At 40.9% G+C, this 286-nt stretch carries 1 protein-coding gene; it reads right to left on the bottom strand.

The features are described 5' to 3' along the window. A partial coding sequence (asd, locus tag AAEY57_RS19710; RefSeq protein WP_350608634.1) for an archaetidylserine decarboxylase occupies positions 1 to 286 on the bottom strand: 286 nt, incomplete at both ends.

The raw sequence follows: 286 nt of genomic DNA, 5'->3' as shown, positions 1-286 counted from the left end.
CATAGCAAGCGGACCAATTTCAGTTTCAAAAATTGCTACTACTCGTTCATTACGCGCAAACAAGTTAGGCACGTTTTGCGCGGTAAGTGGGTTTACTGAAAATAAATCACCTGGCACGTAAATCATTTTGCTTAGTGTCCCATCAATTGGCATATGAATACGGTGGTAATCTTTAGGTGCTAAATAAATAGTGGCAAACTTACCGCCTAAAAATGGTGTTGTATCATCTTGTGAGCCGCCTAGTAGCGCTTGTAAGCTGTAATCGTGACCTTTAGCTTGTATTAGC

Source organism: Pseudoalteromonas sp. MER144-MNA-CIBAN-0113, from assembly GCF_040308965.1.
GTDB lineage: Bacteria > Pseudomonadota > Gammaproteobacteria > Enterobacterales > Alteromonadaceae > Pseudoalteromonas > Pseudoalteromonas tetraodonis.
Note: the sequence above shows the minus strand (reverse complement) of the source record. Positions and strands in the feature narration are given on the sequence as shown.